The sequence below is a fragment of the Pseudoalteromonas sp. Z9A5 genome (assembly GCF_011378875.1).
Lineage (GTDB): Bacteria > Pseudomonadota > Gammaproteobacteria > Enterobacterales > Alteromonadaceae > Pseudoalteromonas.
In genome coordinates this window covers 47,837-73,862 of the sequence record NZ_WTLC01000024.1, presented here as the reverse complement: position 1 = coordinate 73,862, position 26,026 = coordinate 47,837, and the positions used below count along the sequence as shown (strand labels likewise).

General features: G+C 38.4%; 29 protein-coding genes and 1 pseudogene. 14 read left to right on the top strand and 16 right to left on the bottom strand.

Translation table 11 applies throughout. The features are described 5' to 3' along the window. The first annotated feature begins 167 nt into the window (after positions 1–167). Positions 168–521, top strand: a complete 354-nt coding sequence (locus tag GQR56_RS21515; protein ID WP_253948887.1) for a CPBP family intramembrane glutamic endopeptidase — start codon at positions 168–170, stop codon at positions 519–521. Between the two features lie 103 nt (positions 522–624). Next, positions 625–1,018: pseudogene (locus GQR56_RS13350) on the top strand (hypothetical protein). 13 nt (positions 1,019–1,031) lie between these two features. Here GQR56_RS13350 and GQR56_RS13345 read toward each other — a convergent pair. From GQR56_RS13345 to proB, 5 genes are all read right to left on the bottom strand, one after another. After that, positions 1,032–1,331 carry a 2OG-Fe(II) oxygenase gene (locus tag GQR56_RS13345; RefSeq protein WP_166112293.1) on the bottom strand — a complete coding sequence of 100 codons (300 nt, stop codon included), beginning with the start codon at positions 1,329–1,331 and terminating at the stop codon, positions 1,032–1,034. 173 nt (positions 1,332–1,504) lie between these two features. After that, the gene (gene gltX, locus GQR56_RS13340) at positions 1,505–2,989 is read right to left on the bottom strand and encodes a glutamate--tRNA ligase (RefSeq protein WP_166112290.1); all 1,485 of its coding nucleotides are present in this window, start codon (positions 2,987–2,989) and stop codon (positions 1,505–1,507) included. A 39-nt stretch (positions 2,990–3,028) separates the two neighbouring features. Next, complete coding sequence (locus GQR56_RS13335) at positions 3,029–3,388, bottom strand: glutaredoxin domain-containing protein (RefSeq protein WP_024611689.1); 360 nt, start codon at positions 3,386–3,388, stop codon at positions 3,029–3,031. A 72-nt stretch (positions 3,389–3,460) separates the two neighbouring features. Continuing rightward, a complete protein-coding gene (locus GQR56_RS13330; RefSeq protein WP_166112287.1) occupies positions 3,461–4,420 on the bottom strand; it encodes a GGDEF domain-containing protein in 960 nt (319 codons plus the stop codon). A gap of 102 nt (positions 4,421–4,522) precedes the next feature. Then, complete coding sequence (gene proB / locus GQR56_RS13325; RefSeq protein ID WP_166112284.1) at positions 4,523–5,626, bottom strand: glutamate 5-kinase; 1,104 nt, start codon at positions 5,624–5,626, stop codon at positions 4,523–4,525. Between the two features lie 119 nt (positions 5,627–5,745). Between proB and GQR56_RS13320 the strand changes: the two genes are divergently transcribed. Further along, complete coding sequence (locus GQR56_RS13320; protein ID WP_166112301.1) at positions 5,746–6,705, top strand: DMT family transporter; 960 nt, start codon at positions 5,746–5,748, stop codon at positions 6,703–6,705. Here the strand turns inward: GQR56_RS13320 and GQR56_RS13315 are convergent. From GQR56_RS13315 to pdsO, 3 genes are read right to left on the bottom strand one after another with little or no spacing between them, the layout of a single operon-like run. Beyond that, positions 6,600–7,205, bottom strand: a complete 606-nt coding sequence (locus GQR56_RS13315; RefSeq protein WP_166112280.1) for a class GN sortase — start codon at positions 7,203–7,205, stop codon at positions 6,600–6,602. The genes GQR56_RS13320 and GQR56_RS13315 overlap by 106 nt on opposite strands. A gap of 13 nt (positions 7,206–7,218) precedes the next feature. Next, a complete protein-coding gene (locus tag GQR56_RS13310; protein WP_166112299.1) occupies positions 7,219–9,228 on the bottom strand; it encodes a marine proteobacterial sortase target protein in 2,010 nt (669 codons plus the stop codon). A 31-nt stretch (positions 9,229–9,259) separates the two neighbouring features. Then, on the bottom strand, positions 9,260–9,994 hold the full coding sequence (gene pdsO / locus GQR56_RS13305; protein WP_166112277.1) for a sortase-associated OmpA-like protein PdsO: 735 nt from the start codon (positions 9,992–9,994) through the stop codon (positions 9,260–9,262). 205 nt (positions 9,995–10,199) lie between these two features. Between pdsO and pdsR the strand changes: the two genes are divergently transcribed. The 3 genes from pdsR to GQR56_RS13290 all read left to right on the top strand — a co-directional run bounded on the left by pdsR (position 10,200) and on the right by GQR56_RS13290 (position 13,464). After that, the gene (gene pdsR / locus GQR56_RS13300; RefSeq protein WP_166112296.1) at positions 10,200–10,889 is read left to right on the top strand and encodes a proteobacterial dedicated sortase system response regulator; all 690 of its coding nucleotides are present in this window, start codon (positions 10,200–10,202) and stop codon (positions 10,887–10,889) included. Beyond that, on the top strand, positions 10,889–13,027 hold the full coding sequence (gene pdsS, locus GQR56_RS13295; protein ID WP_166112274.1) for a proteobacterial dedicated sortase system histidine kinase: 2,139 nt from the start codon (positions 10,889–10,891) through the stop codon (positions 13,025–13,027). The genes pdsR and pdsS overlap by 1 nt, the downstream gene beginning before the upstream one ends. Before the next feature lie 272 nt (positions 13,028–13,299). Continuing rightward, positions 13,300–13,464 carry a hypothetical protein gene (locus GQR56_RS13290; RefSeq protein WP_166112271.1) on the top strand — a complete coding sequence of 55 codons (165 nt, stop codon included), beginning with the start codon at positions 13,300–13,302 and terminating at the stop codon, positions 13,462–13,464. 5 nt (positions 13,465–13,469) lie between these two features. Here the strand turns inward: GQR56_RS13290 and GQR56_RS13285 are convergent, their stop codons facing one another. Continuing rightward, on the bottom strand, positions 13,470–14,720 hold the full coding sequence (locus tag GQR56_RS13285; protein WP_166112268.1) for a multifunctional CCA addition/repair protein: 1,251 nt from the start codon (positions 14,718–14,720) through the stop codon (positions 13,470–13,472). A gap of 133 nt (positions 14,721–14,853) precedes the next feature. Between GQR56_RS13285 and GQR56_RS13280 the strand changes: the two genes are divergently transcribed. Then, complete coding sequence (locus GQR56_RS13280; protein WP_024611697.1) at positions 14,854–15,081, top strand: hypothetical protein; 228 nt, start codon at positions 14,854–14,856, stop codon at positions 15,079–15,081. 33 nt (positions 15,082–15,114) lie between these two features. Here GQR56_RS13280 and GQR56_RS13275 read toward each other — a convergent pair whose 3' ends face one another. The 4 genes from GQR56_RS13275 to GQR56_RS13260 are packed head-to-tail and all read right to left on the bottom strand — an operon-like array spanning position 15,115 to position 18,995. Then, positions 15,115–15,615: a DUF1543 domain-containing protein gene (locus tag GQR56_RS13275; protein ID WP_024611698.1), complete on the bottom strand. Its 501-nt coding sequence runs from the start codon at positions 15,613–15,615 to the stop codon at positions 15,115–15,117. Positions 15,616–15,623: 8 nt separating this feature from the next. Continuing rightward, positions 15,624–16,973, bottom strand: a complete 1,350-nt coding sequence (locus GQR56_RS13270; RefSeq protein WP_024611699.1) for a sigma 54-interacting transcriptional regulator — start codon at positions 16,971–16,973, stop codon at positions 15,624–15,626. 5 nt (positions 16,974–16,978) lie between these two features. Further along, complete coding sequence (locus GQR56_RS13265) at positions 16,979–17,536, bottom strand: hypothetical protein (protein WP_166112265.1); 558 nt, start codon at positions 17,534–17,536, stop codon at positions 16,979–16,981. 1 nt (position 17,537) lies between these two features. Further along, positions 17,538–18,995: a HAMP domain-containing sensor histidine kinase gene (locus GQR56_RS13260; protein WP_166112262.1), complete on the bottom strand. Its 1,458-nt coding sequence runs from the start codon at positions 18,993–18,995 to the stop codon at positions 17,538–17,540. Between the two features lie 332 nt (positions 18,996–19,327). Between GQR56_RS13260 and GQR56_RS13255 the strand changes: the two genes are divergently transcribed. The 4 genes from GQR56_RS13255 to GQR56_RS13240 all read left to right on the top strand — a co-directional run bounded on the left by GQR56_RS13255 (position 19,328) and on the right by GQR56_RS13240 (position 20,641). Then, positions 19,328–19,561, top strand: coding sequence for a cag pathogenicity island protein Cag25 (locus GQR56_RS13255; protein WP_024611702.1), 234 nt, complete (start codon positions 19,328–19,330; stop codon positions 19,559–19,561). Between the two features lie 24 nt (positions 19,562–19,585). Then, complete coding sequence (locus GQR56_RS13250) at positions 19,586–19,813, top strand: hypothetical protein (protein WP_024611703.1); 228 nt, start codon at positions 19,586–19,588, stop codon at positions 19,811–19,813. A 346-nt stretch (positions 19,814–20,159) separates the two neighbouring features. Then, positions 20,160–20,396, top strand: coding sequence for a calcium dependent protein (locus GQR56_RS13245; RefSeq protein ID WP_024611704.1), 237 nt, complete (start codon positions 20,160–20,162; stop codon positions 20,394–20,396). An 8-nt stretch (positions 20,397–20,404) separates the two neighbouring features. Continuing rightward, positions 20,405–20,641 carry an EF-hand domain-containing protein gene (locus tag GQR56_RS13240; RefSeq protein ID WP_166112259.1) on the top strand — a complete coding sequence of 79 codons (237 nt, stop codon included), beginning with the start codon at positions 20,405–20,407 and terminating at the stop codon, positions 20,639–20,641. 146 nt (positions 20,642–20,787) lie between these two features. Here the strand turns inward: GQR56_RS13240 and GQR56_RS13235 are convergent, their stop codons facing one another. Further along, entirely contained in the window at positions 20,788–21,156 is a 369-nt protein-coding gene (locus GQR56_RS13235; RefSeq protein WP_240920933.1) for a TonB family protein, read from the bottom strand. Between the two features lie 167 nt (positions 21,157–21,323). On the opposite strand from GQR56_RS13235, the gene GQR56_RS13230 reads away from it, so the two are divergent. Next, positions 21,324–23,015 (top strand): amidohydrolase, encoded by a 1,692-nt coding sequence (locus GQR56_RS13230; protein ID WP_166112256.1) that lies wholly within the window; start codon positions 21,324–21,326, stop codon positions 23,013–23,015. Positions 23,016–23,118: 103 nt separating this feature from the next. Continuing rightward, positions 23,119–23,799, top strand: a complete 681-nt coding sequence (locus GQR56_RS13225; RefSeq protein ID WP_024611514.1) for a FlgO family outer membrane protein — start codon at positions 23,119–23,121, stop codon at positions 23,797–23,799. A 49-nt stretch (positions 23,800–23,848) separates the two neighbouring features. On the opposite strand, the gene GQR56_RS13220 is transcribed toward GQR56_RS13225, so the two are convergent. Beyond that, on the bottom strand, positions 23,849–24,085 hold the full coding sequence (locus GQR56_RS13220) for a YgjV family protein (protein WP_024611515.1): 237 nt from the start codon (positions 24,083–24,085) through the stop codon (positions 23,849–23,851). 446 nt (positions 24,086–24,531) lie between these two features. Between GQR56_RS13220 and GQR56_RS13215 the strand changes: the two genes are divergently transcribed. Beyond that, positions 24,532–25,188, top strand: coding sequence for a Crp/Fnr family transcriptional regulator (locus GQR56_RS13215; RefSeq protein WP_024611516.1), 657 nt, complete (start codon positions 24,532–24,534; stop codon positions 25,186–25,188). Between the two features lie 148 nt (positions 25,189–25,336). On the opposite strand, the gene GQR56_RS13210 is transcribed toward GQR56_RS13215, so the two are convergent. After that, positions 25,337–25,903 (bottom strand): phosphoribosyltransferase family protein, encoded by a 567-nt coding sequence (locus GQR56_RS13210; protein WP_024611517.1) that lies wholly within the window; start codon positions 25,901–25,903, stop codon positions 25,337–25,339. Positions 25,904–26,026 lie beyond the last annotated feature (123 nt).

Below are 26,026 nucleotides of genomic sequence, written 5' to 3'. Positions count from 1 at the left end.
ATGAGGGTTCGGTGTAACGTTTTTTAGCGAATTCAATTATACCTTATCCTCATGCTGTTTGTTTTTTATACCGCAAAGATCAACACGCCCTAGACTTTAAACAACCTGTTTTAATAATTATTACTACCGTTTTTGCTGCGCTTATAGCTGCTTTAACACTTGGGCTTGTGAGCTTTAACCCTAAAGTTCCTGACTTTTGGTTAGCATTTATTGCTATCAATCTTTTATTTACCTGTGTAGCTGAGGAGGCTTTATTTAGAGGGTTATTACAGACTAAGCTTAGCCAAATAATCACACCTAAGCGCTTAGCACTACTTGCCCCGATAATAACAGCTGCAGTGTTTGCTTTGGCGCATTTTGCTGGAGGCATTAGCTATGTGCTTGTCTCGTTTATAGCAGGCTTAGGATACGGCTATATTTTTTATAAAACGCAGCGCTTGGAATGGGCTATTTTATGCCATTGGCTAGTTAATGTTTGTCACTTCTTTTTGTTTACTTACCCTATGTTAAGTAAACCCTAAATACATTTACAAATGCTAACAATTTACGCAGTAGCAAATATTGTCCCCACTTGATTTATATAGTAATTTATATTTTAAATAATAAATTAAAGGACTAATAAATATGCTGCGTTTTATAATGGCAATAACAGTACTCGCCACAATAACGGGTTGTTCAGGCATTACATTTCATACCGATATAGATAACGATGTGCTATCTCAAGAAATTGGTACCTACGTTAAAAAGAGATTTGCAGCAGTTTTATAGTGACCAAGAAGCGCACGAAAGTGGTGCGACACTCTTAGGGCGAATAGAAGGTGAAAGCTGTGATGGCGACGGTAGAGGCAACAATAATGTAAGCTATAATCGCTCTAAATCAAGTGCTATCGATTTACTCAAAGCAGATGCCATGCGCAGAGGCGGCAATGCATTTACTATTAACTCTTGTAGCGAAACGTCTGTATCGTATTGCGACTTATCTGTTTTATGCACCGGACAAGCTTACGACTATCAATAAGTAAAAGTGCAAATTATATATTAAGCGCAAAGCTAAGTAATACGCGCTTTCCAGACTCGATTTTAGATACACTGTGCTCGTGCTTATCGGGTCTAAAAAAATACACGCGATTAAATAAGTTAATAATGCATTTTGAGCATTTAAATACTCCACCCGCCTTAGGTTTTTCTACTACAAAATTAAGTTTGTAATAACGCCCTTGCTGCACGGGATCAATATGGTTCATTACACTGTGATTTGTTGGGTAAGTAACAAGGTTTATCGAAAATACGTTACTACTAAAAATGGCTTTGTTTTTAACGGTTGCAATCATACCGGCTCCATACTGTTGATGTGCCTTATTGTATCATTGGGCTGGGTCTTACTTCGTTTTTAAGCGAGACTAAAACACCATGACATATAGCCAATCAGACTAGCTCTTATAAGCAATCAGATACAAAAAAGCCGAGCTTAGTAAGCTCGGCTTTTTTAAGCGCATTTTAGTAATTATGCACTTGGGTATTCGCGGTACGCGCGTTCTATATTTTTAGCCTGCTTTTTAGAAATACCTAAATGAGCAAGTGCAACACGTAAACGAGCACGTGATAGGTCAGAGCCTAAAATCTCCATTGCATCAAGCACTGAGGTACTTGATGTTTTGCCTGTAATTGCGACAAATATCGGCTCTAAAAAGTCTTTAATTTTAAGCTCGTGGAATGTTGCTACTTCTTTTGCTATTGCAAAAATAGCTGGTTTTTCAAAGCTACGTAAGCCTTCAAGCTGCCATACAAAAAATTGTAGTGCTTGGCGAATCACGTTTTCGTCTGCTTTGCCCGCAGTTAAAAGCGCTGGGTCGTAAGTTGGAATACCACCAACAAAATGCCCTGCTAACTCAACCATGTCTGATAACGTATTAATACGTGTTTTAGCTTCTGGTAATATTTTAGCGAGCATTTCGCCGTTAAATTTCCAATCAACAAAGCGCTGTATTAGCTGCTCGTCAGTTAGGTTTTCGCGGATCCATGTACCGTTTAACCAGCTTAGCTTATCTACGTCGAACACGGGTCCACCAAGCGATACACGCTTCATGTCGAAGTTTTCAATCATTTCATTCAGTGTGAATTTTTCACGCTCATCTGGCATTGACCAACCCATGCGACCTAAGTAGTTAAGTACGGCTTCTGGCAGGTAACCCATTTCTTTATAATAGTTAATAGACGTTGGGTTTTTACGCTTAGACAGCTTTGATTTATCTGGGTTACGTAGTAATGGTAAGTGACCTAGTACCGGTGCTTCCCAACCAAAATCTTCATACAGTTTTAATAACTTAGGTGCTGAGTTAATCCACTCTTCACCACGGAAAATATGGCTGATTTCCATGTGATGGTCATCAACTACATTTGCTAAAAAGTACGTTGGAAAACCATCAGCTTTTAATAACACTTGCATGTCTACGTTTTCCCACGGGATTACAATTTCGTCGCGCAGGTAGTCGTTAAACTTAAATGAGCCTTCGCTTGGGATTTTCATACGTATAACGTAAGGTTTGCCTGCAGCTAAGTTTGCTTTAATTTCGTCATCAGTGTGGTTTAAACCACGACCATCGTATTTAGGACGCAAGCCTTCAGCCATTTGCTCTTCACGCATTTGGTCAAGCTCTTCGCTTGTTGCAAAGCAGTAAAACGCTTTGCCATCGTCAACTAATTGATGTGCGTATTTTTTGTATAAATCGCTGCGCTCAGATTGACGGTAAGGACCAAATTCGCCACCGATATCAGGACCATGATCCCACTCAAGACCTAACCAACGTAGGCTATCCATAATAGCTTGTTCTGATTCTGGCGTGCTGCGCACTTGGTCAGTATCTTCAATACGAAGTACAAATTCACCGCCTTGTTGTTTAGCAAAACAGTAATTAAATAATGCGATATAAGCGGTGCCAAGATGCGGGTCACCAGTTGGTGACGGGGCAACACGGGTACGAATTGTCATGGTATATTCTCTTTAAATAAGTGAGATAGTAAAAGTGGTTTATGCAGCTACTTTGTTTAAGTAAGCAATTATATCGTTTGATTCGTACAGCCATTCTACTTGGCCATTTTGCTCTATGCGTAGGCAAGGTACTTTAACTCTGCCGCCTTGCTCTAGTAGCTCTTGACGATATTGCTCATTACTTTTTGCATCGCGTGTTTCTATGTTTAAGCCTTCGCGCTTAATGGCGCGGCGTACTTTTACACAAAACGGGCATGCTTTAAATTGATATAGTTTAAATTGTGAGGTTTGCTGATCAAGCTGCGCTTGCACATCGCTTGCACGCTTTTTACTGCGAGGAGTAAATACAAAATTAAAGAATAAAATTATACAACCTAAAAACCAACGAACTAATTTCATGTTCTATGCTCTACTTACAACAATTTAAGGAGCCAGATTTTAGCACAAATTTACAATCAAAAAAGCTCAATACTATTGAGTTGTTAGCTCATCTTCATAAAGTGTTAATTCGCTGCATGCGGTTACCTTATTTCGTCCTGTTTTTTTAGAGTGATAAAGCGCTAAATCAGCCTGATTAACAAGACTCGATACAGTGTCGATATTTTGTAACTCTAAAAACCCAATGCTTATTGTTAATTGCTCAACCTGTGCAAAAGGATACTTAGCAACGTTAGCTCTAAGCCGGTCTAATGCATTGTAAGCATCAGCCTGAGTTGATGCCTGAAATAATATGGCAAATTCTTCTCCCCCATACCTAAATACATAGTCTTCAACTCTAAAGTTACTTTTTAATAATTTAGCTATTTTGGCTATAACTTTATCGCCAACTACGTGCCCAAAATTGTCGTTCACATTCTTAAATAAATCGATATCGACTATAGCCAAAAACCATCCTCGATTTTTACAAGCTCCTTCTCTTGGTACTAAAAAACCATCGCCCGACACTATCTCCATAACTTTTTTATCAAACGTTTGACGGTTTAATAACTCTGTTAGAGGGTCTAAGCGCGATTTATGTAATAACCACAATTGATTGGCATAAATATTTAAAATATGTAAAGCCATCATACAAGTTTGCTCTTTTAACGCGTGCTCGGTTTCTATAATTAAAACGCCAGTAACATCATCTAAATGATAAACAGGTATATAACTAGTCGTGTGTGCGTAGGCATGGCTAACGATTACTTTATTTGGGGTGGCTTTATTTAATAAATGTTGAATTTGGATTGAGTTCACATCTTTTAACCCATTTTTGGGGTTAATCAGTGTAGGTGGTATAGGTGCAGAAAAATGCTTATTAATATAAATAGCGAAATTATTAACTTTGAGTAAATCACTAACCGCTTGGATTAGTGCGCAATCTAAATCCCCCTCTTCTTCTTGCTGTGTGAGTGAAACAATCCATTTATGACCACATTTATTTGCTTCCATTTCATCGCCTAAACTAATTTGACTGTAATTAGTTTAGACAAGATTTATGACTTTACTAAACAATGAGATAATACTTATTAGCTAAGCCTTTCGGATAAGGTTTTAAAGTAGTACGAGGTCATCTCTGTGAAGCACTTCCGCACCGCTATCATAGTCAAGTAACTCCCCTATTTGATTTGAATGCGCCCCTTTTATTTTATTTACTTCAACACTGCTAAAACGCGTTAAGCCTCGTGCAATTATTTGATTTTTAGTATCTATTAAATCAATTAAGTCGCCTCGTTCAAAACGACCAAATGCATTAGTAACGCCTTTAGCGAGTAAGCTTGCACCTTTATTTTGCAGTGCAACTATGGCGCCTGCGTCAATCACTATTTGCCCTGTACTTTTAGGTCCTGCGAGCAACCATTTTTTTCGGCCATCTTTAGGAGCGGTGAGCTTTAAAAAACGCGTGCCTGGTAACTCGTTACTCATACATTTTAAAATAACGTTTGTACCCGCACCTTTAGCAATAATAACTTCAACGCCTGCACGCCTTGCAATATCGGCTGCCTGCAACTTAGTTGCCATACCGCCGGTGCCTAAATTTGTACCACTGCCACCAGCAAGTTGGCGTAATTCATCGTTTATATGTGTAACTTCGCCAATAAGTGTTGCATCAGCATTAGTGCGAGGATCACTGGTAAATAACCCTTCTTGATCGGTAAGTAACAGTAATTTGTTTGCATTAGCCAAAATAGCAACAAGCGCCGATAAATTATCGTTGTCACCCACTTTTATTTCACTCGTGGCTACTGCGTCATTTTCGTTAATGATTGGCACAACGTCGTAATTTAATAATGCAGTGAGTGTATCGCGGGCATTTAGGTAGCGTTCTCTGTCGTCTACATCGGCGCGAGTAAGCAGCATTTGCCCTACGTTTACACCGTATAAAGCAAATAAGCTTTGCCAAATATGAATAAGTTGACCTTGCCCAACGGCAGCAAGCATTTGTTTATCAATTAAGCTTCTGCCGCAGGGCTTTAATAGTTGTTCGCGCCCAGCAGCAACAGCACCACTAGACACCAAAATAACCTGATGCCCTTGTTTTTTAAGCTCGCAACATTGGCGTACTAATTCAACCATGTGTGCTTTATCTAACTTTTCGGTGCCGCCAGTGAGTACACTTGTACCAAGCTTTACAACTATTACTTGTTCCCTTTGCATGGGTTTTTTACTAATCATTTATTAAAGATAAATTAATTTATACCAGCTCGGTATTTTTGAACAAGTTAAAAATATTCATGCTAGGATCTGATTTTATTAAATTATGTAAATTACTCTCTATGCCAGCCAGTTTATGTTTAATTATTGCCACCTTTTTATGGGGTAGCTCTTTTATTGCACTTAAGTACGCCATTGCCATTTACGACCCTGCATTGGTGATATTTTTACGCATGCTTACTACGTTGGCTTTATCGCTTTGCTTATGGCGTTATGTTATTCGGTTTGAGTATTTAAAAGGTGACTGGAAGTATTTGTTAGGTATGTCGCTGGCTGAGCCTTGCTTGTACTTTTTATTTGAAGGCCATGCAATGGAATATACTTCGGCTTCGCAAGCGGGTGTTATTGTGTCGTGCTTACCTATTATTATTGCTCTGCTTGCCTTTGTATTACTTAAAGAATACATAAGCAAAGCAATTGTTATAGGGTTTACTTTATGTATTGGCGGCAGTATTTTACTTACTCTTCTTTCACCAAGCTCTGACCAAGCACCTAATCCGTTATTGGGTAATTTTTTAGAACTCATGGCCATGGTGTGCGCTGCATTTTATACTGTAAGTATTAAGCATTTAGCTAATCGGTATTCCCCTATCACACTCATTGCATTGCAAGGCATTAGTGGCAGCTTGTTTTTTGCACCGTTTTTATTTTTTATCGACCTACCAAGCGAAAACCAGCATGACTTAACCGCACTTATGAGCATTTTGTACTTAGGATCGTGTGTAACTCTAGGTGGTTATGGCATGTATAACTACGCCATTAGTAAGGTGTCGGTATTAACCGCAGCTGCATATTCTAATTTAATTCCTATTTTTACGCTTATTTTGTCCGCTATTATTTTGGGCGAAGTGCTCAACGTTTGGCAATGGTTGAGCATATTTGTGGTGTTTATTGGTGTAATGGTAAGTCAGCGTCATCAAGAGCTCGTAATCGATATCCCACTTAATGAATCTGGCGAAGATAATTGCGCAGATACAAGTAACCTCAAGTCAGTTCCAGAGGCAAGCGAATCAAAAGGGTAACAGGTAAGCAAATAAAGCCCTGGTGTTTGTAAAAAGTCGTGTTGAGATTGATGGATAACCTCAACCCCCGTTACTTTATAATTTTGCACCACGCCACTTTGCAATTGTAAAGTAAACTGCTCACCCACTTTAGCGTTTTGTAAAAATGCAAAGTGGGTGTCGTTATGCCCTGCTATTAGCGCGCCTTTTTTATTACCAAACTCTTTGCCACCCAACGCTCCTGCGGGTAAAAACTGGCTAGGTGCAAACGCTAAGTTACGACCACTCGCTCCAGCAAGCACACTCAATGTTTTATTATGGCTTGGCCAATTAAGCTGCGCTGTAACGTAGGTATCGGCATAAAACCATGGTTTTACTTGTGCATTAGGGTCGTTAAGTGCCTCTTGCCATGCTTGCTCAATTAATACTTGAGCAAGCCACGCTTTAGCTTGCATATAAGCGCCGTGTCCAAATAATCCTAACCCTAATATTAGTAAACCCGCACTTAGCCACTTTTTCATTTTAAGCCTCTTTTTATTTAGCTCTTTGCTTAAATTTAAGAACGCTAAAACCTAATAATAAAATACAGCCTAGTAAAATATGTAGTCTACTTTGCCCATCGGTTTGTGGTAAACGCATTGCCATACCTTGTGGTAATGCGTTAGTTGCTTGTACGCTTTGCTTTGCCACTTCTTTTGTTTGTGTTTCCTCAATTGCTATAAAAGCAGTAAACGGACTGAGTAATTGATGAGCTAGCGCAAGTTTTTGTACTTCATCTTTAACTGTGTTTTGCTCGTTATATAAAAGCAGCGACTTTATTTTTTCACGAGCCCACAGCTTGGCTATTCCTTTTGCATCGGAGCTATTTTGTGTACTTATTTTAATACTAAAAGGCCCTTGTGAAGTTTGCCCAGTAAGTACCACATTTTTTACGTTATTGAGCTTTATTGCCACCATAATGGGTTCACCAAAATATAAGTCTGGTAATGGTGATGGCCAAAAATCTAATGCATTACCGTTTTCATCATTTAACGCTAAATTAGTAATGGCAGGGTGAGCTAGCTTATCAAACAACTGCTGCATTTTAGGTTGCACTTCGCTTATGCTGCCTATAAATGTGAACGTGCCCTTGCCAACATCGGCGGCTCGGCGCATAAAAAAACTATTAGGTGCACTGCCAATACCCACTGTAAATAGGCGACTATCACCTAGCTTACTTTGTATATTTTTAAACAGTGTATCTTCGTTACTGACACTACCGTCGGTTAAAAATACAACTTGGCGCACAAAACCATCAAACTGGCTTGCATCAAGTACGGTATCTAATGCGCTTTGTATTTCGGTGCCACCATCAGCCCTTAAGCTATAAATAAATCGCTCTGCTCGGCGTAAATTAAAGTCGCTAGCAATAAGCGGCTTATCACTCATTGGGTTAACTACACTATCAAAACCAATAATGTTAAAGCTGTCGTCGCTATCAAGTAGTGACAGCGCATAAAATAATGCTTTTTTAGCTTGCTCTATAGATTGCCCATGCATTGAGCCTGATGTATCAACTACAAAAACCATTTCGCGAGGTAAGCGCTGCGTTTGTACAAATTGATCCCCTGGTGGCATTAACATAGCAAGCCCGTAACGATCCCCGTTCTCAAACTGCTCAGTAAAAAAAGCGGCCTGAGCTTGATCTTTTTGCAGTGGTTTAAACTCAAGTAGAAAATCGCGATTAACTGCATTTGCTTCATTTAAGGCTATTTTATATTGCCCAAATGCGGGATTTTGCACATCAACATTATGAAACTTAGAGTTTATATCTACCAACTCCAAGCCTACATCTATATCAATGCTTAAACTAAATTGGCTGCTTGGTACATTATCATCATTTTTATTACTTTCTTGGGTGCTATATACAGGGCTTAACCAGCCATTTGGCACAGGATTATTCGATGTTTTATTTGTGTTATTTTGCTCAACTTCACCATTTATTACATGGTAACGAGGAGTAATTGTAGTTGGGAACCGAATAGCAAATGTACCGCTGCTGTAATCAATTATTTCTTGGTACTCAAGTTCAATAATTACTTGCTCACCGGGGCCAATATTAGCCACGTTAGTAATAAACATATTCGCACGTTGTTGGCGAACTAAAGCCGCTTGCTTACCTGCTTTTTTAGCCTCAGTGTATTTTTTTTCTGCCTCATCTTTTTTATCAATTTCGCCTTTAATTACTCGATCCCCTATGCGCATCGTCATCGCATGTACTGCGCTTTCATCGGGCAATGGAAATACATAGCGAGCATTTACTGCAAACGGATTTTCGTTTTGATAGGTCTGCGTTACTACAACATGGTTAATGAGACCTGTTAAGGTCATATTAGCGTCGCTTTTTAAAATTATTGCAGAGCTTACTTGCAAGCCCTGACTATCAAAAAGTTCTAATTTAGGCGATTGTGCATGGCTTTTAAAGCTCACTAACATCACAGATATACTTAGTATAAAAAGGCTTACCCATTTAAGGGTAAGCACTTTGGTTGGTCTACTCAATATCAACATAAAATCACTCCATCGAACGCTTAAATTAGTTACTTGCAGTTTGCCCATTTACTGGATTTATTGAGCGAGTGGTAAGGGTCACACGTCTATCAAAAAAGTTATCTTCTACTGTGTTGCTACTTGCCAATGTTTGTTGCTCGCCAAATGCTTGCGTGCTTAATCGTTTATGGCTTACACCATGTTTTATTAAGTAGCTTTGCACGGCATCTACACGCGCTTTAGAAAGTAAAAGATTGGCTTGCTCGTCGCCGCGTTGATCGGCAAAGCCACTTAAATCAAGCGCAAGCTGTGGTTGGTTATTCAAAAGGGCGACAAGTTGATCTAGCTGAAGCGCAAAATGCGAAGCAATAACACTTGAGCCTGTTTTAAACTGCACTGTCATTGCTAATAAGTTATTAATTTGAACTTGAGTTAATTGCTCATTTTGATTGGCAAGTACTTCTACCTGTTGCTCTAGCATGTTGTTATGATTAAGTACGTGTTGGTAATCATTGGTTTTTTCTTTCATGACCGTAATTGCGCGTTCTTGCTCTGCAATTTTATTGTCGGCTACTTTAGACTCTCCTATTAAACCACCCGCAAATGCACCAACAAAAGCACCAATAGGTCCACCTACTACACCGCCAATAATAGCGCCAGTACCTAAGCCTATAGCTGTTTCTTTGTGTCCTTCTTTTGATGGCGTATGAGTAGCTGCTGAGGCAAATGCTTCAGTACAAAAACTAGCAATAAGAGTGAGTGCTATTAATGTTTTTTTCATAGTTTGATCCTTAAAATTGTTTTTTACTTTTATGATGTTTTGTTTTGATGCTTGCATTAAAACAATCTCAAGTGGCAACAAAGGGGAGCAAAAATGGCAAACTGCTGAGCAATTGTGGCAAAAAAAAGGCAATTGCCTTTTTAACCTTACTTAGCTTAAAAACTTCGTTATAGTGCACAGCACAGTAGAGTAGCTAATGATTAAAATGAAAAAAATAGCCATCATTGAAGATGAACCTGCAATTCGCGAAAACTACATAGAAATGCTTAGCGCACAAGGCTACCAAGTTAGTGGCTTTGAAAATCGCGCCAGCGCAGAAGCTGAATTTAAAAATGCCCTGCCCGATTTAGCCATTGTTGATATTGGCTTAGGTCATGAAATAGATGGCGGCTTTTTACTGTGCCAAACACTGCGTTCACTCTCTAAAACACTGCCTATTATTTTTTTAACCGCACGCGATAGTGAAATAGATACCGTATGCGGCCTGCGCATGGGCGCCGACGACTACCTAACAAAAGATATAAGCTTGGCTCATTTAGCTGCGCGTATTGGTGCACTATTTCGCCGGATGGAAGCACTTGAGCAACCCGCTGATGTAAACGCACTCATAACACGCGGGCAATTAACGCTCGACACACAACGTATGCAGGTATTTTGGCAACAACAATTAGTTGATTTAACCGTAACCGAATTTTGGATGCTGCATTCACTCGCGCAACGTCCTGGGCATGTTAAAAGCCGTAATGAGTTAATGAGCGATGCAAAAATTTATGTAGACGACAGCACCATTACTTCACACGTAAAACGTATCCGTAAAAAGTTTATAGCACTCGATAGCACCTTTGATTGCATAGATACTGTGTATGGTATGGGCTACCGGTGGGAACAACACTAATGTTACGATTTGGTCTACGCAGTAAATTTATATTACTTTCATGTTTTTTGTTTTTGCTGCCGTGGCTTGGCTACGAGTACGTATGGGAAATGGAAAAGTTTTTACGCCAAGGCCAAGAAAAAACCCTCGTAGGTACTACTCGCGCACTTGCGACCGCATTGCACGAACGCCCCGCGTTATTTGACGAACAAACTAATTTTTTAGATCAAGTAGTAAAAGGCCGTGATTTATACGCTTATAACCTTAAAAACCCTATTCAGCTAGATGGTAAACTCACCGATTGGGAAAGCTACCAACCGCTGTTTTGGCATTACGATAAGCGCTACTTGCAAAAAACAGACAGTAAACATCAAGCCAGTGATTTATCGTTTGATCATATGGTTGGCAAGTTTGATAATTATTTATACGCCGTATTTAAAGTAACTGATAACACACTTATTTATCGCGCTAAAAACAGCTTAAGTATTACCAATAACGATTATTTACAAATTGGTTTAAAAAATCCAGACGGTCAATTTAACACCTACATAATTGCACCGCGCCAAGATGGCTGGGTCAATGCGTTTAATGCCAATACCAAAGCCCCTTTTACAAAAATTCAGGGCTATTTTGAAAGTACTAATACAGGTTATAACGTAGAGCTGCGTTTTCCCATTAGCATGTTGGGCAATAAGCTTGGCTTTGCTATTGTTGATGTAGATAATAAAGATGCCTTGTTAGAACCAAAAATAATGTCGACCTCAAACTTAAATAACCCAAACGATTTAGGCTCTGTATTAGTTCCCTCTCCAGAGATTAGCCGTATTTTAAAAGGTATGGGTCACAGTGGTAGCCGTATTTGGGTAGTCGATAACCATCATCGTGTACTTGCGCAATCGGGTACTATTCAAAATGCAGATGGCGTATGGGCTGACGGTCTCAAAAATCAGCCACCAGAAACTACATGGCAACGCTTTGAACAAACTTATTTGCACCCATTGTATTATAAAATTTTAACGCGTCCCGAAAATGAATTTTTAGATACCCTGCACGATGTAGCTTCTATGCAGGGCACGCACTTAGCTAAAGCATTAAAAGGTCAACCTGCATCGTCTTGGCGCTTAACCCCCGACAGCAAAGCCGTTATTTTATCGGCAGCTTACCCTATTTGGATCCAAGACCAAGTAATTGGCGCGGTAATAGCAGAGGAAACTACAAACGGCGTACGAACACTGCGTAACAAATCGCTCGAAAAACTCTTTAACGTTATTTTAGCCGTTATGCTAATTGGCACTGTTACCCTGTTCTTTTTTGCCTCGCGTATATCGAGCCGTATTAGACGACTACGCGATACAGCTGAGCAAGCAATTGATGCACAAGGGCGTGTTACCGGCAGTATTAATTACAGTGACGCAAACGATGAAATTGGCGACCTATCGCGTAGTTTTTCAAACATTGTGAGCCGACTTGGTGGCTATACCGATTACTTAGAAAATATGTCGTCGCGGTTATCGCATGAACTGCGCACGCCTGTTGCGGTAGTACGTTCATCACTTGAAAACTTACAAAGTTTGCCACAAAATGAGCTAAGTCAAAAATACCTCGATCGCGCCAGTGAAGGCGTTGAACGCTTAGGTAAAATTATAACCACCATGAGCGAAGCAACCCGCCTTGAGCAAAGTATTCAAAGCAATGAACCCGAGCCATTTGATTTACAAAAAGTAATAAATGGCTGTATGCAAGGCTACCAACTTACTTACCCAAACCAGTTATTTACGCTTGATTTATACCAAGCAAAATTGCCTATGCAAGGCGCACCAGAATTTATAGCCCAGCTACTTGATAAACTGATTAATAACGCGCTAGAGTTTAGTGAAACCAATACTGCTATTAATGCGAGCCTTAAACATATTGAAAACAAAGCAATATTAACAGTGAGTAATACTGGTCCCGCTTTACCTGAAGGATTAACTGAACATATTTTTGATTCTATGGTGTCGGTACGTAGTCAGCAAATGCAGCAACAGCCACATTTAGGATTAGGGCTTTATATTGTAAGGTTGGTGTGCGATTACCATAAAGGGAGCGTAACAGCGCAAAATAACGAACAAGGCGATGGTGTAGTGTTTACCGTAACGCTGCCGTTAGTTAATAGTTAAGCTAAAGTCGTATCTACAACCATGCTATTTATAACGACAACGCTGTAGTGAAATGGTGATTACATAATAAACCAAATAAAGCTGTATCTTCTTTGTTAAATTCAGCCATTAAAATTAACTTTAACTACATACGTATTAACACTTGAATTCTACTCACCCCGTAAAACCTGCCGATTACAATTTAGTGCAAGTTCAAATGTAACTATTCACTTTTTATTCAGTCAAATGACCATACCCTAATCATATTAAAGTATTACATTTGAGGAATAACCATGAAGTCACCACTCGAGCGTGAAGAATTAGATTTTATTTTTGATTTATATAGGCCCTCTAAAAAGCCTGTGTCTGAGAACATAAAACCAAAAAGTATTAACTACAAAGAACTAAGAAAGCACGACGCGAGCAAAAACCAAGGCATATCGCACTACTTAGTTTAACTTTATTACGATTGAGACTTCTCTCGTTCTAAAAATGCTTTAATGCAGTTAATTTCTGCAAGCCTTACTTCTTCGCCTATTTCTGGACCTTTTTTACCGCTTTTAAGTGCATTTTGTACTATCTGCTTTTTGTCCATTTTTTGTAGTTCAATATGAATTTCTCGCAGTTTAGCTGCTTGCGGGTATGGCTTATCAACAAGTGTTTCACCTCGCCCTTGCGCATCACACTGGCAAGCTTGAGTAAACGCTATAAAACGCTCTGGGTGCACCAAAGCATTTAGATTAGTGATAATTAACTTATGAATTGTTTGCGCTCTTAACTGATCGACCGTATGGCAAAGCGTATGGTTATCACTGGTGAGCACACCAATATCACGAAAACGGTTAGGCACTTTTAAGCGCTCACAAAACGCCTCAACTACTGCAACGCCTTCGCGTTCATGCCCACGTAAATTTCCGCGTATTTTATAACTAAGTGCTTTACCAAAGTCATGGGTAAGCGCAGCAAAGCGCGTTTCTAAATTAAAACTTAAATCTGCGGCTCGTCTAAGTACTAGCATGGTATGTACAAACACGTCACCCTCGGGATGATGCGCTGCTGGTTGTGGTACATCAACCATACGCTCAAGTTCTGGAAAAATACCTAAGCCTTGTAGTGCTTCAAAATAAAGCTCAGGGTGTTTTTCGCTAAGTGCTTTTTCGGTTTCAAGCCACACACGCTCAGGTACTAAATGATTTAGCTCACCTTTATTTTTAAGCTCACGCATTAATGCGTATGTACTCGGGTGAATACTCCAATCACGGCCATAGCGCGCTAAAAAACGGGCAATACGCAGTACCCGAACAGGGTCTTCTACAAATGCTTCTGTGGTATGGCGCAGTGTTTTGCTTTGTAAATCTGCTTGGCCATTAAAGGGGTCAATAATATTATTATTTTCGTCAAGCGCCATTGAGTTTATGGTTAAATCACGCCTAGCTAAGTCCTCTTCTAGCGTTACCGTTGAGCTGGCATCAACCACAAAGCCGGTATAACCTTTGCCACTTTTTCGCTCTGTACGTCCTAGTGCGTATTCTTCTTTTGTTTTTGGGTGTAGGTAAACAGGAAAGTCGCTACCTATTGGTACAAAACCGAGCGATTGCATTGTGTCTGGCGTTTCACCAATCACGACATAATCGTTATCTTTTGATTTTATATTTAGTAGTTTGTCGCGCACAGCACCACCAACTAGGTAAACCTGTTTTAAGTTACTTTTCACTTTATTCCCAATAACACTTGCCCAATTGTTTGACGCTAATCATATCATTAATTAATAAGTTCTGTGATGTTTGCCAAGCTTAAGTAAGCTCATTACAATGGCGCATTATTTTAATGCCATAGCCTTATATTCAATGAAAAATCATTCATCAAAAAAAGAACTCATGTTACTACCTATTTTATTGGTGGTTATTTTAATGTGTGTGGCAGGTCACTTTTTACTACAAGCTAATTTTCAAGACAGCAATATGGTTGAATACATGCTTGCCGCCTTGCCGTTTGCTATGTTTGGATTAGTTATTGTGGCGTTTAAAATGGCGGCTAAAAGCGAAAAGGATGAGCAAAATGAGCAGGACTCTTAATCCTGCTTTATCTTTTTAGAGCGATCTATTTATTTAAAGTACGTGGTACCCAAACCAATCTGGTTTAATTGCTTGAGCTTGCCCACTAGGCGTGAGTTTAATGTTTAACTGGCTGTCGAGTAAATCAATGGCAAAGCAGTCATCTACGTCGTGTAAGTCATCTTTATGAATATGACTAAGCCCTGCGAGTAAATCATTTTTAGCGCGTTGCTTAGCCTCATTACTGCTACTTGCAACATACAATGCAAAGTCGTGTTGCTCAGCCATAGAATCGCTTCTGTAAGCGCCTAGGTTTACAAAATAGAGTTGTTTATTTTGCTCAACATAAGTATCAACTACTTCTACTTTAAAACCGTCAATATGACTAATTGCCATGTAACTATCCATGTGAACACTGCTTCTGTCGCCTACCCATTGGCTTTTTAATTTAGTATACGTTTGCTCTATGTTTTGCCCTACCACAAAGCGAATGTCATGCATTTCTATGTGGCAGCCTTGAATTCGGCCACCTAAATACACCATAAATAATTGCATGCTTTTCCTTAACCTAAATTATCAACATCAATATTATGTTTTTTAATCAGCTTATAAAAATCAGAGCGGTTACGTTTAGCAAACTTTGCGCCTTCAGCTACATTACCACCTGCCATTTTTAGGGTGTTGATAACGTAGTCGCGCTCAAACTCTTTTTTTGCGTCGTTTAGCGACAATGGCTCTACGTTTGTTTCGTTACTATTCAGCGCTGTTAATACTAAATGTTCTGAAATAACTTCGCTTGGTGTAAGTGCCACTACTTGTTCAATTACATTTTGTAATTGGCGAATATTACCTGGCCAATCGTAGCGTACTAATGCATGCATGGCTTCATTGGCAAAACGTTTTTCATTTTGGTTCATGCGTTTAGCAATGCTGGCACTAAAATGCTGTGCTAATAAACTTATATCTTCGCGGCGCTCACAAAGCGGCGGTAGTTTTAAGTTAACAACGTTTAAACGATAATATAAATCTTCCCTAAACTGCTGGTTTAAAATAGCATCGGGTAGATTTTTATGTGTTGCTGAAACTATACGTACATCAATCGCAATTTCTTCTTGAAAGCCTACTGGGCGAATAGTTTTTTCTTGTAGCACCCTTAATAACTTAACTTGTAAATTAAGTGGCATATCGCCTATTTCATCTAAAAATAACGTGCCGCCCTCAGCTTGCTGAAACAAACCTTGATGATCTTTGATTGCGCCAGTAAATGAGCCTTTTTTATGGCCAAATAATTCTGACTCTAAAAGCTCACCCGGTACAGCGCCGCAGTTTATAGCGACAAACGGACCCTCTTTTACATGACTATGCTGATGAATAGCTTGTGCGAGTAATTCTTTACCAGTACCACTTGCACCCGAAATTAATACATTAACATGAGTCGGTCCAAGCAATTTTACTTGCTCTAGCAAATGCAACATAGCACCGCTGCGCGTTACTATATTACTTTTTGGCACAACTTCATCTGCATTAACACCATGTATTTCTATCGCTTTAGCGAGGCTGTCAAATAGCTCATCTTTATCTATTGGTTTAGTTATAAATGCAAAAATACCTTGCTTGGTTGCCTCCACCGCATCAGGGATTGAACCATGTGCAGTCATCATAATAACGGGCAATGCAGGATAGCGACTTTGTAATTGACGATGCAATGCCATACCATCCATTTCGTCCATTCGTAGATCAGTTATTACAGCATCAAAAACATGACTTTTTAATGTTTGTAATGCAATTAAGCCACTTTCACAGGTTGTTACTTCGTAGCCTTTTGATTCAATACGAATAGCGAGCAGTTTTAATAAGCTGGCATCGTCATCGACTAATAATACTTTTGCACCTTGTGGTTTTGCTGCTGCCATTATTACTACTCCTTGGTTTCTTCGCGCAATAAAAGCTGTTGCTCTATAGTCGCTAATGACGAGAGGGTTTCTTGCATTTTATTATTGAGAGCTTGTTGCTCTTTTTTAGCATTTATTTGCATAATGACTTGCTGCTTTTGCAACCATAAATATTGCTTGATGTCGTCAGGCCAAAAGTAGGCTAAGTCGAGTTTAAGCAATTTAGTCATTACTGTATTAGGGTCGTTACTGGTGTTTAAACACATAAATTTAAAAAAGCTTTTTAGTTCTTTTTCACCAAGGTAAACCTGCTTAACTGGAGTTACCTTAAATCCACCACATTGATTTGCATGCCATGCAATTACCTGCTCTGCTGGTGGATAAATAGGATCGTCCTTTGGACGAGATTTAGGGCTTGGCTTAGTGTTTTTATCTGTCGTGACCTGAGTATCGATCACTGGTGCCGGTGTTGTTTTTGTTATTGAGGCAGAAACATGTTCTTCTTGTGCGTTGTTAATCTCGCAACCCGATAAAATGATGGTGCTACCAAGCACACATAAAATAGTCATTAAACGCGATCGCATGCTAATTAACTCCTTGAATAGTTGTTATTGGAATTTTAATTAAAAATAGACAACCTTTAGGTTCATTATGTTCCACCACTAATTGCCCTCGTAATTGCTCAACAGACTCTTTTACAATAGTTAAACCCAGTCCACTGCCTTGCAGAGTAACATTTTTACTGTGTTTGCCTTGATAAAATGCGCTAAAAATTTGAGTTTTTTCTTGCTCTTTTATGCCGCACCCTTCATCAGTAACAGCGATACAAAGCTGGTTTTGCTCAAGTGCCAAATTAATAGTGACACTTTGCTTATCTTCAGAAAATTTTAAGCCATTAGAAATTAACTGAATTAAAATCATTTCAATTAATTCGCTCGGTAACGCGAGCGTTTTATTAGGGAGGTGATTTTGCCACTTTATTGCTTGCTCTCGAGCACCTAAACGATGTTCAAAGTGACTGTTTATTTTATTAATAAGATAAGTAAACTCAACTTCGCTTAAGCTATCTTTACTGGTTCGAATAGCGTTGTAACTTAATAAACTGTCGATCATAGTACGTAAGCGCACCATTGATTGAGCAATAAGCTCAAGTACCGCTTTTTGCTCATCAGTAATAGGACCAACTATTTCATCGGCGAGTAAATCGGTACCCTCAACCATTGAAGCCAGTGGCGTTTTAAGCTCATGCGTTACATGGCGTAAAAAGGTATCTTTTTGTTGTTCAAGTACATGAAGCTGCTCTTGCACCCATTGTAACTTATTACCCAATTCAACTAATTCAGCAGAGCCTTTTACCGATATTTTTTGCTGCCAATGACCTTGCCCTAATTTATCTATAATTGATGTTAATCCTTTTAAGCGACCACTTATTCGCCATAAAAAACCGCCCCCTACAATTAAAGTAAGTGGAATAAGTGCTACCAACCAATTTATAAATGATGTTTGTAAGCTTGTTAATTCATTTTTATTATCAGTGATTTGGGTTTCGTTTTTATCACGTAACCACAGTGTAAGCTCCGCCATTAAATCACTTATAGGCACAAATAATTCTGCCTGCTCTTGTTTTTCTTCAACGAGTTGTACGTGCGCGGCTTGTAGAGTTTTACTTAAACGCTGCCATTGCGCACTATGATCTTGGCTTGCATTAATGAGCGTTAGTTCATCTACGCTTTGTAAAGATGACTGCCACTTATCAACAATTAATTTATCGAGCGACTCGCTTTTTAATACCCAGTTTTGTCTTGTAGCGCGCTCAAGGCTGTTTAGTTCTTGCTTTAAAGCATTGAACGATTTAGTGACTTGGTAGTTATTACTTACTATTAGTTGAGTAACGTCTAACTGCTTGTTAAGCGCATTTAAAAATACAATAACGACCAACGAAAGAGGAAGTAGTGACAACAGCATGCTTATTACAAATTGACCTATTAAATTAGGTCGCCAATTAAGCATTGTTTTGTATTTTTCAGCCATGGTTGTTGGCATTATGTTTAATCCTCATTGACGTTAAGCATTCTATTATTAGGCGTCTACCTTATACACTAGCTGAATCAACAATTACATTTAATACGATTAACTGTTCGCGTAATAAAAACACCTTGTCGCTAAACTGCAACAACGTAACTCATTGATTTTAAATACCTAGTATAAATCTCTTAAAATTGTGTTGCTAAAAGCACACAAAAGTTACATCAAATTCAGTAAAAATTTCATACTCACATCTAACTACCTAAATAACCGGTTGAAAATAAACAAAAATACTTTTTGGCATCATTTTTGTAATGGGTATAACAACTTTATTTAATAAGGAAATAATTATGAACAATCGCTTTTTAGTAATCTCGTCATTACTCGCTTTGGGCTTTTTAAGCACAGGAGCACTCGCTATGGACGTTCAAGCTACTTTTAACGAGTTAGACAAAGACAGTAACGGTACATTAAACGAAGCCGAAGCTGGCGAAGACGCCGTATTACATGAAAACTTTGCACAAATAGACACAAACCAAGATGGTTTGTTGTCGCTAAATGAATTCAAAAAATTTATTCAATAAACACATTTAATAAGGAACGTGATTATGAAACAACTTATAGCCGCTTTTTCATTAATGTTTTTAGCAATTAGTGCCACAGTACTTGCATCACCAACAAATGTGCGTTTTGCCCATTTAGATAAAGATATGGACGGGCAAATATCAATTACCGAAGCAAAAAAAGACAAAGAAGTAATGAAACAATTTACTGATTTGGATGAAAACGACGACGAAATGATCTCAAAAAAAGAATTTGAGAGCTTTAAACCTTAAGGTTAAGTTTTACTTAAGCTTCTATCTAGTAAAGTGAACTTAAAGTATTTGCCATAATCCCTGAGGGAGTGTGTAAAAGGATTTAATGTTGGGAGTTAAATTATGGCAAGTGCTTTATCCCTTCTAGCTTAAAGCTAAGTATTTAATATTAATTAAATTTAAATATTGACTGTTTTAGTGATCTAAAGCCCCGCTAACCTCGTTTAATGCTTTTTTATATAGAACAACTGTATAAATTTTTTGACTCGTTATCAGGTTCTTTGTGTCGCTAAAGTGGGTTACTTACTTAACACTATGAGTATAAACGTTAGTAAAACCGTAAATACTGCATTTTGGAAGGAACATCATGAAGATACTTACTTTGTTATCAAGCATCTTAATGCTATCAAGTTTTAGCGCCTCAGCACTTGATGTAAAGCAACGCTTTGACCACCTAGACTCAAATAAAAGTGGATACCTAACTCACGATGAACTTGATGCTCAACCACAATTACTAAACACTTTTGTAATGTGGGATAAAGATCAAGACAGTAAAATATCACTAATCGAATTCAAAAATTATCTAACCAATAACCTCTACTGAGTAATTTCATGAAAAATATAAGCTATATAGCGTTTTTTTCGCTTAGCATTTTTAGCACATTAAGTTTTGCCGTAAGTAACGATATTGCTAAGCAATTTGAAAAATTAGATAGAAATAAAGATGGGGCTTTAACACGTTCAGAAACAGCGGCAGATCCCGCTCTGTGGTCGCGCTTTTCTAACTACGATCAAGATAAAGACGGGAAACTAAGACTTAACGAATATGACTTGTATGCAAGTAAGTAATAATTATTAAAGCTAGGTAAATAAAAGTACCTAGCTTTTTTATATTGATACGTTATTAACTGCGACTCTATTTTCCGCAAGGACAATGCGTTAGATACTTTGTATCGCTAGGTTTGGGCTCACGATAAAGTCCATTCGAGCATAAGTTAATATAGGTTGCTTACTTGTATTTTGAGCTGCGGATCATAACGCAATAGATTCATAGTCGCTGCTGCATTTTTATCAAATACTCCCTCAGGGTAGGACGAAATGGTGTTATACCCTTGAGCCCTACCCTGTGAGTTAACTAGCACAGATAACTCAACACAACCTGAAGTACTTTTCTTTGCGGCTTCTATCGGGTATCCCGGCTCAACTCTTTTAGCAACATTCCAATATTCACCTGCCTCACTTTGAAGTTCAGGACTCGATAAATCAACAAAACTCGGCATTTTATCGTTTACTTGTTTATCCGACGTTGAGTTATAGGCTGTTAGCATCATGCTCAAGGGGAGTAATAAATAGAGGGTTTTCATCGCATTTTCTTTTACTTGGTTAGTTATTATTAATTAGATTTTCACTAATGACCTCTTTCGTAAACAGCGCCTGTCTCTCCTATATAAAAAACCCTTATCTCAAGTTGTTGGTATTATAAAAATGGTTTTGCTAGTGTTAACGTACAAACAATAAAAAATAATGCCTCATGTTACTCAAAAAAATAATCAAACCACTCATACTCGCTAGCCTTTGTGCTGGCTCTAGCTACGCTATTGCACAAACTAAAGTAATCTATAACGCCAATGGCTATACCCCTTTATATAAAGGAAAAATGCTAAAAGGCGAAGTTCAACAGTTTTCTACCCTTGTAATAAAAGATGGCAAAGTAGTAAAGCTAGGTGGCGATACATTAAAAAACAGCTACCCTAATGCAAAGTTAATTGATGCAAACGGTAATACATTGCTACCAGGCTTAATTGATGCGCATGGGCACGTTATTGGGTTAGGTGATAATTTATCGCAGCTTGATGTGCGCGGCGCAAAGTCTGTAAATGAAATTACGAAAAAACTAAATATATTTGCTGACAATAAGCAAGATTGGATTATTGGTAGAGGTTGGAATCAGGAACTTTGGGATAATGCGCAGTTTCCTACCGCAGCTGATTTAGACAAAGTAGTAAAAGATAGACCTGTTGTGCTTTCGCGTATAGATAGCCATGCTATTTGGGTTAATTCAAAAGCGCTTGAACTAGCTGGCATTACGGCTCAAACAAAAGCGCCAGATGGCGGCGAAATAATTAAAGATGAATTTGGCAATCCTACTGGTATATTTGTAGATAAAGCCGAGGCATTAATTACACAACATATGCCAGCACCATCAAAGCAAGATATTAGCGACTCTCTTGATGCAGCAGGCAAGCATTTACTTAGCTTAGGTATTACATCAACCCACGATGCAGGTATTGATAAAACCACATGGGAAGTATACAAAGAACGAAGCAAGCTTGGTAATTTGCCAGTACGTATTGTTGCAATGCTTAGTGGTGCAAGTCCCGATTTAAAAACGATGTTAAAAGCGGGTCGTTATCAAGATACTAACGACTTCATGTCTATTCGTAGCGTTAAAGTATACGCAGATGGTGCGTTAGGATCTCGTGGTGCAGCACTCATTGAAGATTATGCTGATAGAGCTAACTACCATGGCTTAATGCTCGAAACTCAAGAAAAACTTGAAGCGCTTTTTACCCTAAGCTTTAAAAGTGGTTTTAGTGCAAACACACATGCTATTGGCGACAAAGCAAACAAAGTGGTACTTGATGCCTACCAAAATGTATTTAAAAAAACAGGCGGCATATTACTTCGTAACCGCATAGAGCATGCGCAAATAGTAACGCCCGACGACATCCCTCGCTTTAAAGCACTAAAAATAATTCCATCAATGCAACCAGTGCACGCAACATCAGATATGCACATGGCAGAGCAACGCTTAACCGAAAAACAATTAAGTGGTGCTTATGCGTGGAAAACCTTTTTAAAGCAAGGTTCAGTTATTGCTGCTGGTTCTGATTACCCTGTTGAATTAGCTAATCCGTTTGATGGGTTATATTCTGCAATTACACGTATGGATCATGAACAACTACCCGCTAATGGCTGGCGTGCAAGTGAAGTACTAAGTAGAGAAGATGCCCTGCGAGCGTTTACTTTAGGGGGCGCTTATGCGGCTCATCAAGAGTTTAAAATTGGCAGCTTAGAAAAGGGTAAATGGGCTGACTTTATTTTAATCGATAAAGACTATTTTAAAGTGCCGGTTGACGAAATTTATAAAACCAATGTGCTGCAAACATGGATTGCAGGTACGCTTCGTTATGAAAAAGAAGAGGTTACATCAAAAAAATAAATGCAAATAAACGAATTAATTATAAAAATTAACTAAAGTAATCAAAAAGTGTGTCGATAAGGTTGGGTAATTTAAAATTCCCCTTATGTTTCAGGAAGAAAACATGTTATCAAAAAAGATATCTTTAACTTTATCGGCACTTTTTACACTTTCACTTTCAGCTTGTTCTACTCACCCTGTATATAACGGTCATGCTCCACATAATAACAATTCGCAAAATCACGCGCACAATGCTAAATACACTGAGAACTATCAGCCACGCGTAAGTAATTGGCAATTTCCAGAAAACAACTACCGCCCAATTAATAGCAGTAAATTACTAAGTAATTACACTGAACAGTTAGCTATGAAACTAATTGAAAACATGAACTATATAAATAGCACAACACCTATCGCTATTACGTCTTTTGTAAATTTAGACGACAATCTGCAAACAACAAATATTTTTGGTAATCATTTAGCTGAGAGTTTTATAACAGAATTACAAGAATTTGGATTGTCTGTTGTTGATTATAAACACACAGGTACAGTGCATGTAACACCAATGGGTGATTTTTCGTTTAGCCGAAATGGTAAAGACCTTAAAGGTTATCCGCATATAGAATACACATTAACGGGCACACTTACTTACACCAACAGAGGCGTTATTGTTAACGCTCGTATTATTGGTGCTAAATCAAAAGTAGTGGTGTCTTCGGCTAAAGGATTTATACCGAGCTTTATAGTGGAATCGTTATACCCAACGCGCAGAACAGATGGAATAATGTTAGACGCAATTCAATAGATTAAATAAAAAACAAAAAAGGGTTAACGCAAGTTAACCCTTTTTTACTTCAGCTTTTAGGCGCTTCGGCTTTAGGCTGGCGATATATTTTTATAATGTGATATAAATTTACAAGCGACAGTAAGCCATTCGTAAAAATAACGGGCACTGCACCTATCGCAACACCGTACGCTGTAAAGACCATACAACCAAACATGTTGTACCAACGTAGCTTCACTAGGTCTGTCATTGTTAACGATGCAACTAATAAAGCTGATGCAATATAACCTAAATATTCCCAACTCAATTGTTCTCTCCTAGGCTTTAGGTTAGCATTACATTACTGCTAACTTATCGCACTTATAAGTATTGCAAAGTTATACCAATTTTCTTAATTAAGTAATTTATTTTGAGCTAAGAAAACAGGGTCGATAACAAGGCAAAAATTTCGTTATTTAGTTGTTCTAAATCAGAAGTTTTTAACACAGTTAGCGCCAAGTTTAGCTCTAAAATTGATTAAAGATTATTGTGGATTGGTATTACAACAAAATAAAAAAGCTAACTTGCTTAAAAACCTTAAAAAAGTTTGCCGGCAATTGCCAGCAGCTTCCTAAATCATTACACGGGAAATGAAGGTTAAATAATATTATTAGCAAGGCTAATAATAGTAGCAAGTTAGCATAAATTCTTAGAGCCGTAATGCTAACGTCATTAAGGTGTAATAAATAGGACATTTGTCCGAAGAGCGCATTGATGTTTCAATACCATTTTTCTAGTTACCTTGTTGACCAACTCCTCACCTTTGCGGGTAGTAGTTATCAGCAATCAAAAAAAGAAGTGCTTATCCACCAAGATCAGCCCTTAAGCAAGCTTGTGCTTGTGCGCAGTGGTACTGTGTCGTTTAGTTACGACGTAGGTAATGGACGACGCCTGCTGCTAGGTCAATTGGATTGCAATAATACTCTTATTGGCGAAATAGAAGCGCTTAATAATAACCCCTGTATTTATACGGTAACGTGCTTTAGCGATGTTACATATAATCTTATTGAGCTTAGGCATTGGCGTACGCTATTACTTGAAAAGCCAGAGCTTAGCCTTTATACCGCACAAACTATTGCAGCTAAATTTCAAGAAAATCAAAAGATCAATTTAGATAAGCTATTACTACCTTTGAGCTACAACATAGCAAAAGATTGCTTATTAAGAGCGGAGAATAACAACCCTACGCTACTTCGTGCCTACCCAACGGTAAATGCTGAAGCAGAACGTTTTGCAACAACTGAGCGCGCTTACAGGCGTGTTGTTACAGAGCTAGTAGAAAAAGGCTTAGTACTGAGAAGTAACGATGGCTTACAAGCCGTAGATATACCAAGGCTAAGTGAATACGTAGATAGCTTTGCTCAACTTTAAGCCGGTTGCTTAAATAGTTAACCAAGCAGTTAACTAAGCAATTAGCTAAATTTTAAACACAAAAAAGGCCTTTACGGCCTTTTTTATTTATCTTGAATTTTGGTTAAGCAATTAACTCCCCACCATTCAAGTTAGTTATATTTGTATATTACTTTTCTAACAAAATATCGTGTATTTTTGCAAGATCAGATTTACCAGCAATAATTTCATCCGGCGTTAAACCCGAAAGTTCATGCGGGAACACTAACCACTCTTCAGACTCATGAATATAATAATCTGGCTTCATGTCTACTTTAGAGTTTTTAGGTTTGTAATATGGGCATGCAATACGAATATCGCGCGGTAAGTTTAAGCGCATAAGCTCAGAAAGCTTTTCTTTTAACGCAAAAATACTGCGACCAGAATCAAACACGTCATCAACAATTAAAAGTGAATCGCCAGCATTCGCGTTTTCAACAATGTAATGTAAACCGTGTACTTTAATTTCTTTTGACTGCTTACCAATACCGTAATAAGACGAGGTACGCACTGCAATGTGGTCTGTCTCAATACCTTTGTAATCATAAAATTCTTGCACCGCAATACCAATTGGTGCACCACCTCGCCAAATACCAATAATAAAGTCTGGACGAAACCCATCTTTATATACTTGTGCCGCTACGCGGAACGAATCTTCAAGCAGCTGTTGAGCTGTGATGTAGCACTTATCTGACATAGTTAAAACCCCCAGTGGTGAGAATAACATTTGAGCACAGCTTAAAATAAAGCCAAGATTCAACTCAAACAGGTATTGGCGACGGATTTTACCGTAAATCGAACTAAATTGCTTGCCTTGCGC